The following is a 9234-nucleotide window of genomic DNA, read 5'->3' on the forward strand; positions in this document are numbered from 1 at the left end:
GGTCAGCGGCCCGGCCCGTACAGGCCGAACCGGTTGTCGGGGTGTCCGGGGATCCAGGTGCAGGTGACCTGGGACCGGGTGCCCATCTCCTTGACCCGGCGCAGCAGCCGCTGCGCGAGCTCGAGCTGGCCGGGCTCCCACTTGGCGAGGGCCTCGGTGACGTCGGCGCTGTCGGCGAGGGCGTCGTGCAGCGCCCAGGCGTTCGCGGCTGCCTTCGCCGTGCCGGCCGCGGCGTGCGGGCGGGCCGCACTGGCGGCATCGCCGACGAGCGCCACCCGCCCCAGCGCCATCTGGCGGGCGCCGACGTCGTACACCGCCTGCAGGTAGGGCTGCTCCGTGCGTACCACCACTTCCGCCGCAGCGGGAGCCAGCACTTCGGGTGCCGCCGAGCGCATCTCGTCGACGAAGCGGTCCTGAACCTGCCCCGGGTGCAACGAGACGCCGGCGATGAAGCCGCGCTTGTCGGTCATCAGTTCGTCCAGCGGGTAGCCCTCGGGGACGTTGCGGTACCACACGTAGTTCAGCAGACGCTCACCCGGGCGCAGGCCGCCGTCGGAAGACGGGATCGGATAGACGTTGATGTGGGTGTACGGCCCGACGCTGTAGCTGATCGAATCCTTGAGCAACTCGAACGTCTCGGGAGACACCTCGCTTTCGGGCACGGTGCCGCGCCACCCGACGTAGCCCGCGTACTCCAGCCGGGACTCCGGCGAGATCCGCCGACGGCCGGGCGACGTGATGCCGTCGGCGAACACCACCAACTCGGCCCGCTCCACCCGGCCCGTGGTGAACCGCACCTCCACCCCGTCCGCGTCCTGGTCGAAACCGGCGGCATACTCGCCCAGGTGGTAGCCCTCGGTCCCGAAGTCCGCCAGCAGCGCGCGGTAGAACGTGCCCCACGAGGTGTAGCTCCACGGCGCCGCCTCGCGATGGATCACCGCGTTGTCGTCTCCCAGATACTGCACGAAGTGAGTTGAGGTACTGACCGTCTCGGGATGCTGGCGGCTGCACTCGACGAACCAGCGCAGCGTATCCGGCTGCAGCACGATCCCACCGCCGCGGCCGTCGAGGTTGTTGGGGGTGCGTTCGAAGACCGCGACGTCGAAGCCGAGCCGCCGCAGCAGCAGCGCAGTGGTCAGACCGCCGATGGAACCACCGATGACGATCGCCCGGTGACCGCTCCAGTCATTCATGTCCTTCTCCTGTGGTCAGCCCGAGGAAGGCCCGGGCGTTGGATTCCAGCGCGGCGTCGTCGATGCCCGCCGCGTGCGGTAGCTCCAGAGGGTCGGGGGTTCCCATGTCGAACGGGTAGTCACTGCCGCACATCAGGTGCGACGAATCAGCCTGTGCTGCGAGCAACCGCAGGGTGGGGACATCGTGGGTGAGGGTGTCGAACCACAGTTCGGCGAACGTGTCACGCGGAGGCCGGGCGGCCGCTCCACGGACGTCGGCCCGCTGCTGCCAGCCGTGCTGCCAGCGTCCCACCAGAGCCGGCGCGCACCCACCGCCGTGCACCAGGCAGACGCGTAGGCCGGGGATCTCGTCGAGCACGCCGCCGAGGGTGAGCGCCGCTGCGGCGGTGGCGGACTCGACGGGGTTACCGATGAGGTTGACCAGGTAGTGGGAGGCCCATTCCGGCCGTGCCAGCTGCATCGGATGCACCAGCACCGCGACGTCGTGTTCGGCAGCCGCGGCGAGGATCTCGCGCATCGGGGCTACGTCGAACGAGGTGGCACCCAGCAGCGGAGGCACCGCGATGCCCGGGGTGATCCCCGAAGATGAAAGCGCGGCAATCTGTTTCCTCGCCGACTCCGGCTGGTGCAGCGATACCAGGCCCAGGCCGAGCAGCCTGCCGGCACTGTCGCGGCACACCTTCTCCAGTCGCTCGTTGAACTCCCCGACGAAATCGTCCACGCCCGGGTGGTCGACGACCGGGAACGCGAACGGTGGCGCCGACAGCACCCGCGACCCGAGCCCCGCGCGGTCGGTGTCGGCGAGGACGCGGTCGACGTCACTCATCGCGGCGGTCTCGATGGACAGCGGCAGCTCACCGAGATGCAACTGCCCGTGCTTGTCATGCAGGGCGGGCAGAGGTGAACCGGGGGCCAGGCCGAACAGGTCCTCGGGCAGCCAGTGGGCGTGGACGTCGATCGGTCCCGGGTGCAGGCTCACGCCGCGGCGCCCTTCGCCTCGAGGGCTTCGAAACGCGCCAGGATCTCGGCCTGCAGGACCGCTACGGCGGGGTCGGACGCGCGCCGTGGCCGCGGCAGGTCGACGTCGATGATCTCGTGGATGCGCCCACCGGGTTCGAGCACGACGATGCGGTCGGACAGCTGCACGGCCTCGGTCACGTCGTGGGTCACGAACATGACGGTGCGCCGGGATTCCAGCCAGATCCGCTCCAGATGCTCGCGCAGCGTGCGTGAGGTCATCGCGTCGAGGTGGCTGAACGGTTCGTCCATCAGCAGCACGTCGGGTTCGACGGCGAACGCGCGGGCGATGCCGATGCGCTGCTGCTGGCCGCCCGACAGTTGCGCGGGATACCGGTCGGCGCAGTGTGCGAGCCCGACCAGGTCGAGATAGTGGCGGGCCCGCTCCTGCCAGCCGGCGCGCTCATGCTGGACGAAGGCCAGGTTGGCCTTCACCGTGCGCCACGGCAGCAGGCGTGGATCCTGAAACACGTAGCCCACGCGGGCATCTCGGGATCCGGCACGCAGCCGGACCTGCCCCGAGGTGTGGGTCTCGATGCCGGACACGATGTTGAGCAGCGTGGTCTTGCCGCTGCCGGAGGGGCCGACGACGGAGACGAAGGTCTCGCCCGAGATGGTGAGATCGACGCCGTCGATGACACGCGTGACCGCGCCGCGGCGATCGGTGAACTCCTTGACGAGGCCCTGAATTTCGATGGAAGCCATGATTTCTCGCTTTCTAGACGGTGCGCCAGCGGGTGGCGAAGCGCTCGATGGGACCCATGATCAGCAGGTCGGCGACGACCAGCACCAGGATGAACACCAGTACCCAGGCCAGGAAGCCGTCGAGCTGGTTGGCGTCGTACCAGTAGCGGGACCGCCAGCCGACGCCGGAGGTGGCACCGAACCACTCGGCCAGCAGGAGCCCATTCCAGGCGCTCATGATCGCGAATCGCACTGCGGCGACGGTTGATCCGGCGACTGCCGGAGCGACGATCTGGCGCAGGACCCGGCCTTGCGGCACGCCGAACGAGCGGGCCATCAGCACCAGGTCGGCAGGCACTGCCCGGGTGGCCTTGGCGATGTTGACCACGACGAACGGCAGCCCGGACAGGAACACCGTGACCACCGGGGTCAGCCAGCCGAAACCGAACCACATCGTGGTCAGCAGCGCCCAGATGACGGCGGGGATGGCCAGTGCCGCGGCGTTCAGGTCGGAGAAGGCGAGGTCGGCCACGCGGGACAAGCCCATCAGCACACCGATCACCGCCCCGGCCACGAGTGCGAGCGCGAGGCCCAGCGCGAACCGGTTCATGCTGAGCGCCAGGTTGTGCCACAGATCGCCGGCTGCCGCTTCGGACCCGAGCCGGGCGATGCTGTCGGCGATCGACGGCACCCGGTTGCCGACGATGACGGTGACCTGCCAGGCCGCCAGGATGCTGAGCACCGCGGCGACGACGGCCGTGGCCGTGCCGGCCTGGCCGCGTAGCTGACGCTGCCAGGTCTGGATCTGGGTGGTCATGCGATTTCCTTCCGCCAGGCGAAGAACCGGTTCTCCAGGTGGGCCAGGCCCCGTTCGATCAGCACCATCGCGATGATGAACAGCGCGGTCCACACGAGCATGTCGGCGACCTGGAACTCCTGGTAGGCCTTGCGGATCATGAACCCGACACCGGAACTGGCGCCGAACACCTCGGTGAGCGCCTCGACCTTCCACGCCATCGCGAAGCCATACCGCACACCGGCGAACACGAACGTCGCCAGCGCCGGCAGATACAGGTGCCGCAGCACGTCGGCGCGGGTGCGCCCGAAGGCCTGGCACATCGAGAGCAGGTTGCCGTCCACGGAGCGCACCCCCTCGGCGACGTTCATCGCGATGAACGGCAGCGCCACCAGCGCCGACACCACGATGGGCCCGCCGGCCCCGACCCCGAAGATCAGCAGGCCGAACACCGCGTACGTCAGCCCGGGCATGTTGCCGAGCACGAAGAGCGGAAGCGAGAAGTACGAGGTCATGAACCGGGAACGGCCCATGACGAATCCGATGACGAGCCCGCCGGCCATCGCGATCGCGAAGCCGGCGGCGATCTTGGCGATGCTGACGGCGAAGTTGGTGAACGCCTCGCCCGACGCGACGATCTCGACGACCTGCTCGCCCACCAGCGAGGGCCGCGGCAGGATCGGGTCGTCTACCCACGCGGCCAGGGCCGCCCACGTGCCCAGGGCCAGTAGCAGCGCCAGACCGGAGACCAGCCAGCGCCGGTGGGTAAGGGGAGGACGCTGCCCCCGGCGCGGGCCCGGCGGCGCCGGTTCGGGCCGGGTATCCGGCGGAGCGACGGTCTGGGTCACTTCTGGACTCCTTCGGTCGGCAGGAACTGCGGGTCGGTGACGTCGTCGCCGATGACCTCGGTGGCGCGCATCAGGTCGAAGATGGAGCTTTCGTCCTCGGCCCACTGCGGATCGAATCGCACCTCGTCGGTGACCCAGTCATGCTCGGCCACATACGTTTTCATGAACTCGATGTCGTCGGGCGTGGCGACGGCGAAATGCTGTGGGTAGCGCTCGATCATCTCGTCGCGGTGCGCCTGCCATTCGGCCAGCCCGCGGTCCCACAGATCCAGGAACGCCGACACCTCCCCGGGGTGGCCGTCCACCCAGTCCTTGCGGGCGACGAACACGTTGCCCATCGGCCCGTCATGGCCCGGCGCGACGAGTTCGGCGAACAGGTCGGCCGACGACTTGCCGTCGTACAGCGGTCGCACCGAGCCGTCCCGCAGTTCGCGCGCCGACAGGTCCGGGTAGCAGATGCAGGCGTCGATCTCTCCGCGCGCCAGCAGGTTCGAAAGGTTCTGGATGTCGGCCACCACCACGTCGAAGTCGCCGTCGACGACGGTCAGGTCGTGCATACGCTTGACCAGGGCGCTCCACACCAGCGTGCCGGACACGGTGGTGAACACCCCGAGGCGTCTCCCCCGCAGGTCGGCGAGAGACTGTGCCGGGTCGTCGGCGCGGACCAGGATGCGGCTGCGCTCGGCGTTGTACTTGCCGATGATCAGGGTCTCGCGCTGCGTCTGCTCCTCCAGGCCGGGCACCTCGAAGGATGCGGTGGAGATGATGTCGGCGTGGCCACCGGCGAAGAGGCCGAACTCGTCCCAGGTGGCGCTGGTCTCGATGGTGTAGCCGGTGTCGCGCTGCCACTCGTCGACGATGCCGGTCTCGTTCATGTAGTCCCAGATCGGGTCGGGCGCGAAGGTGAACCGGATGACACCGTCGCGGGCCGACCGGGACGATGCGGGACCACCCAGGCCCGCCGAGCACGCGGTGGTGAGGACGAGCAGGGCAGCGAGGAGGAAGCCGAAGGCGGCTCTGCCCGCTCTTCTGCCCCGTCTCGCACCGATGCGCACGGAAAGACCCATCCGTCGACCTCCTGGTTCTGTGATGGCGCTCACGACTGCAACGATGCGGGCTGGGGATCACGGCCGGCAATGTCTCGGCACACACAGTTATGCTCTGAATCATGTCGTTGGACACACAGGCCGGGCCCGATCCGTTCGAGCACTGGCTGAGCGCGCTCGCCGAGATCGGCGAGGCGGTGGGCGGCGACGAGCCGGTCGCCGAGGTGCTCGACCGCGTCGCCCGCACCGCCTGCACGCTGCTCGGCTACGACTTCTGCGCGGTCTTCCTCCCCGATGCCGAGGGCCGGGCGCTCACGATCGAGGGCTCGTACGGCCTGTCCGCGGAGTACATCGCCCAGGTCAACGCGAATCGTCCGATCCTGCTGGACGTGCCGGACGACCACCAGGCGCCGACCAGCCTGGCCTTCCGCACCGGAGACGTCGTCACCCTCGGGGACATCGAGCTGGTGCCGGACTTCAGCTGGGGCGGCGTCGCCCAGGAACAGGGTTACCGCGCGCTGATCTCGGCACCGCTGCGCCGGTCCGGGACCGTGGTCGGCGCCCTGAACGGCTACCGGGCCGCGCCGCATCGGTTCGACCGCGCCGAGGTCACCCTGGTGACCACCCTCGCCACGCAGGTCGCGATCGCGCTCGGCACGGCGCAGCTGCGCGCGAAGGAACAGGCGACGATCCGTGAACTGCGGCGCGCCGAGGAGATCCACACGCTGCTGACGGCGACCGCGCTGCGTGGCGAAGGGGTGTCCGGTGTGGCCGTGGCGCTGTCGGAACTGCTCGACCGCGGGGTGCTGATCGAGGACGTCTACGGCGAAGCTCTGGCCGATGCCGGCCGGCCCGACCCTGCGCTCGCAGAGCACGTCGTGGCCGAGGTGCGGCTCGACGATGCCGTGGTGGCCAGAATCCATGTGGCAGCGTCCGATTCAGAGCTGTCCGGACTCGACGTGCGCGCGGTCGAACACGCGACGGTCGTCACCGCTCTCGAGTTGTTGCGGGCCCGCACCGCAGCCGAGGTCGAACAGCGCATCCGCGGGTCGCTGGTGGCCGATCTGCTCGGCGCCGACGAGGCCGGCATGCCGGCGTTGCTGGATCGCGCCCGCCGCATGGGCTGGGACCTGTCCGGTGCGCAGACCCTGATCGCGGTCCGGCCCGCCGACAACCGCACACTCGTGGTGGCGGACCGATTCGTCGCCGGTCTGACACCGCGCCCGCTGGTGGCACTGCACCGCGGCGACCTGGTCCTGGTCTGCCCGGACGACGCCGGGGCCCCGGTGCAGACCGCCACCCGCCTGCTCGAATTCCTCGGCTCCGCAGGCGTTCCCGGGAAACCGACGGCGGCCGTGTCCCGTCACGGCGGCGCACGGGAGATACCCGGATACTTCCGGGCGGTCCGGGGCGCGCTCGACCTCGCCGGCGACGGTGGCCCGGCGACGGTGATCGATCTTGACGAGCCGACCATCGAGCACCTGCTGCTGCAACTCGACGACCCCGGGCGGTTACGCGAGTTCGCGTCCGCGGTGCTCGGTCGCGCCGTGGACTACGACCGTGCCCGGTCGACCGAGTTGTTGCGCACGGCCCGCGTGCTTCTCGAGCACGGCCTGGACCGGCGGGCCGCCGCGCAGGCGTTGCACCTGCACCCGAACACCGTCGCGCAGCGCGTCCGCAGGCTCGAGGAGCTGACCGGGTTGAGTCTGGCGCGCCCGGGGGATCTGCTGCAGCTCACCGCCGCGCTCACCGTCGCCCGGATCGCCTCGCTGGGCTAGCGGCCAGCGAACCCAGCAGCGCCAACGCGTCGGCGCTCGGCGATCCCGGCTCGGCGTGGTAGACCACGAGTTCCTGGCCGGCGCCGGAACGGACGTCGAAGGTCTGCATCCGCAGCGTCATCGGCCCCACTTGCGGGTGATGGAAGTTCTTGTGCTGAGCGGACTTCCGGCGCGCATCGTGCTGGGTCCACAGCTCGGCGAACTCCGGGCAGGACTGCAGCAGCTCGGTCAACACGGCTTGGATCCGCGGGTCGTCGGGCGCCTGACCGTACCCGTGCCGAAACCCGGCCACCGCGTCGCGGGCCACCTCGGGCCATGCGGGATAGAAGTCACGCGCCGCCGGGTCGGTGAACACCACGTGCATGAGGTTCCTCGAATGCGCCCAGTTCGAGAACATCGCGTCGGCGATCGGGTTCGCGGCGAGCACGTCGTAGGCGCGGCTGAACACGACCGCCGGATTGTCCGGCCACATGCTCATGAGCTCGCGCAACGCGGGGTCCACCCGCACGGTGACGCTCCCCCGGGCGCGCGGACTGAGCCCCGCCAGCCGGAACAGATGCTGGCGGGCGTCCTCCGGCAGCCGCAGTGCCGCGGCCAGGCAGTCAACCACCTGCGGCGACGGCCGGCGCTCACGGCCCTGTTCCAGCCGGGTGTAGTAGTCGAAGCTCAAGCCCGCAAGCAGGGCCACCTCTTCGCGGCGCAGCCCGCTGACCCGGCGCTGCCCGAAGTCGGGCAGGTCCACGTCCGCCGGGCTGATCTGCGCGCGCCGTGCCCGCAGATAGTCGCCCAGCTCGTTGTCCGCCATGCCCGCGATCGTAGTGACCTGCGGCGGATCCAGCCTGGGACTGTCACACCCAGGAACACCGCGTACTGGTCCACCGGCGCGATCACACCGACCGTGGAGGAGACAACGACGAAAGGACGCATCATGAACGGACACAAGGTGGCTCTGGTGACGGGCGCCAGCAGCGGAATTGGACGGGCCATCGCGCTGCGGCTGGCCGGCGACGGCGCGACGGTGATCGCGGCGGCCCGCCGCACCGGCCGGTTGCGGGAACTGGCCGAGCAGGCCGACGGCATCGTCGAGCCGTACGAGCTGGACGTGACCGACCGGGCGGCGGTGCAGGCCGCGGTCGACGACGTCGTCGCCCGGCACGGCCGACTCGATGTGCTGGTGGCGAACGCGGGCCTGATGCCGCTGTCGCGGCTGGACGCCGGTCTGGTCGACGAGTGGGACCGGATGATCGACGTGAACGTCCGCGGCCTGCTGCACGGAATCGCCGCGGCGCTACCGCAGTTCGGGCGCCAGCGCAGCGGGCACATGGTCACCGTCGCCTCGATCGGGGCGCACGAGGTCGTCCCGACCGCCGCGGTGTACTGCGGCACCAAGTTCGCCGCGTGGGCGATCACCGAGGGGCTGCGGCAGGAGTCTCCGGACTGGCTGCGGGTCACCACGATCTCGCCCGGCGTGGTCGAGAGCGAACTGGCGGACACCATCACCGATCCGGCCGCTCGCGAGCTCATGTCCGAGTACCGCCGCAATGCGATCGGCCCGGAGGCGGTGGCCGCCGCGGTCGCCTACGCGATCGGCACCGAGCCCGAGGTCGACGTCAACGAGATCGTCATCCGCCCGGCCCGGCAACGCTGACCGCGTCGATGGCCCGGTAGATCCGCTGTTCACTGACCGGCCGGGCGGTGCCGAGCTGCTGCGCCCACAGGCTCACCCGCAGTTCCTCGATCATGCGGGCGATGTCCTCGACGTCGGGCGCGGCGGCGCGCGCAGGTGACAGCGCCCGCCGCGAGATCCGCTTGATACCGGCCAGCTTCTCCGGCAGCACCTCGGGCAAGGTCAGGCCGAGCGTCGGCCATGCG

General features: G+C 70.1%; 10 protein-coding genes. 2 read left to right on the plus strand and 8 right to left on the minus strand.

Going from position 1 to position 9234, the window contains the following annotated elements; translation table 11 throughout:
- Nucleotides 1–2: 2 nt before the first annotated feature.
- From ASJ79_RS22210 to ASJ79_RS22235, 6 genes are read right to left on the minus strand one after another with little or no spacing between them, the layout of a single operon-like run.
- The gene (locus ASJ79_RS22210) at nt 3–1193 is read right to left on the minus strand and encodes an FAD-dependent monooxygenase (protein WP_067959994.1); all 1191 of its coding nucleotides are present in this window, start codon (nt 1191–1193) and stop codon (nt 3–5) included.
- The gene (locus tag ASJ79_RS22215; RefSeq protein WP_067959997.1) at nt 1186–2172 is read right to left on the minus strand and encodes an amidohydrolase family protein; all 987 of its coding nucleotides are present in this window, start codon (nt 2170–2172) and stop codon (nt 1186–1188) included. Before ASJ79_RS22215 ends, ASJ79_RS22210 begins: the two co-directional genes overlap by 8 nt.
- Nucleotides 2169–2915, minus strand: a complete 747-nt coding sequence (locus tag ASJ79_RS22220; protein ID WP_067960000.1) for an ABC transporter ATP-binding protein — start codon at nt 2913–2915, stop codon at nt 2169–2171. Before ASJ79_RS22220 ends, ASJ79_RS22215 begins: the two co-directional genes overlap by 4 nt.
- Before the next feature lie 13 nt (nt 2916–2928).
- Complete coding sequence (locus tag ASJ79_RS22225; protein WP_067960003.1) at nt 2929–3711, minus strand: ABC transporter permease; 783 nt, start codon at nt 3709–3711, stop codon at nt 2929–2931.
- Entirely contained in the window at nt 3708–4538 is an 831-nt protein-coding gene (locus ASJ79_RS22230; RefSeq protein ID WP_067960006.1) for an ABC transporter permease, read from the minus strand. Before ASJ79_RS22230 ends, ASJ79_RS22225 begins: the two co-directional genes overlap by 4 nt.
- A complete protein-coding gene (locus ASJ79_RS22235; RefSeq protein ID WP_082753990.1) occupies nt 4535–5605 on the minus strand; it encodes an ABC transporter substrate-binding protein in 1071 nt (356 codons plus the stop codon). The genes ASJ79_RS22230 and ASJ79_RS22235 overlap by 4 nt, the downstream gene beginning before the upstream one ends.
- A gap of 101 nt (nt 5606–5706) precedes the next feature.
- On the opposite strand from ASJ79_RS22235, the gene ASJ79_RS22240 reads away from it, so the two are divergent.
- Nucleotides 5707–7362, plus strand: a complete 1656-nt coding sequence (locus tag ASJ79_RS22240; RefSeq protein WP_067960009.1) for a GAF domain-containing protein — start codon at nt 5707–5709, stop codon at nt 7360–7362.
- On the opposite strand, the gene ASJ79_RS22245 is transcribed toward ASJ79_RS22240, so the two are convergent.
- A complete protein-coding gene (locus tag ASJ79_RS22245; protein ID WP_156448577.1) occupies nt 7331–8167 on the minus strand; it encodes a helix-turn-helix transcriptional regulator in 837 nt (278 codons plus the stop codon). The genes ASJ79_RS22240 and ASJ79_RS22245 overlap by 32 nt on opposite strands.
- A 123-nt stretch (nt 8168–8290) precedes the next feature.
- Between ASJ79_RS22245 and ASJ79_RS22250 the strand changes: the two genes are divergently transcribed.
- Nucleotides 8291–9010 carry an SDR family oxidoreductase gene (locus ASJ79_RS22250; protein ID WP_067960011.1) on the plus strand — a complete coding sequence of 240 codons (720 nt, stop codon included), beginning with the start codon at nt 8291–8293 and terminating at the stop codon, nt 9008–9010.
- On the opposite strand, the gene ASJ79_RS22255 is transcribed toward ASJ79_RS22250, so the two are convergent.
- A partial coding sequence (locus ASJ79_RS22255) for a DUF3418 domain-containing protein (RefSeq protein WP_156448578.1) occupies nt 8985–9234 on the minus strand: 250 nt, incomplete at its 5' end. The genes ASJ79_RS22250 and ASJ79_RS22255 overlap by 26 nt on opposite strands.

Source organism: Mycobacterium sp. NAZ190054 (genome assembly GCF_001545925.1).
In the GTDB taxonomy this organism is placed as follows: Bacteria; Actinomycetota; Actinomycetes; order Mycobacteriales; family Mycobacteriaceae; genus Mycobacterium.

Excerpts from the sequence above, each read along its gene's own strand:
- ASJ79_RS22210 (WP_067959994.1), bottom strand. The coding sequence starts at position 1,193 with ATGAATGACTGGAGCGGTCACCGGGCGATCGTCATCGGTGGTTCCATC.
- ASJ79_RS22220 (WP_067960000.1), bottom strand. The coding sequence starts at position 2,915 with ATGGCTTCCATCGAAATTCAGGGCCTCGTCAAGGAGTTCACCGATCGC.
- ASJ79_RS22225 (WP_067960003.1), bottom strand. The coding sequence starts at position 3,711 with ATGACCACCCAGATCCAGACCTGGCAGCGTCAGCTACGCGGCCAGGCC.
- ASJ79_RS22235 (WP_082753990.1), bottom strand. The coding sequence starts at position 5,605 with ATGGGTCTTTCCGTGCGCATCGGTGCGAGACGGGGCAGAAGAGCGGGC.
- ASJ79_RS22240 (WP_067960009.1), top strand. The coding sequence starts at position 5,707 with ATGTCGTTGGACACACAGGCCGGGCCCGATCCGTTCGAGCACTGGCTG.
- ASJ79_RS22245 (WP_156448577.1), bottom strand. The coding sequence starts at position 8,167 with ATGGCGGACAACGAGCTGGGCGACTATCTGCGGGCACGGCGCGCGCAG.
- ASJ79_RS22250 (WP_067960011.1), top strand. The coding sequence starts at position 8,291 with ATGAACGGACACAAGGTGGCTCTGGTGACGGGCGCCAGCAGCGGAATT.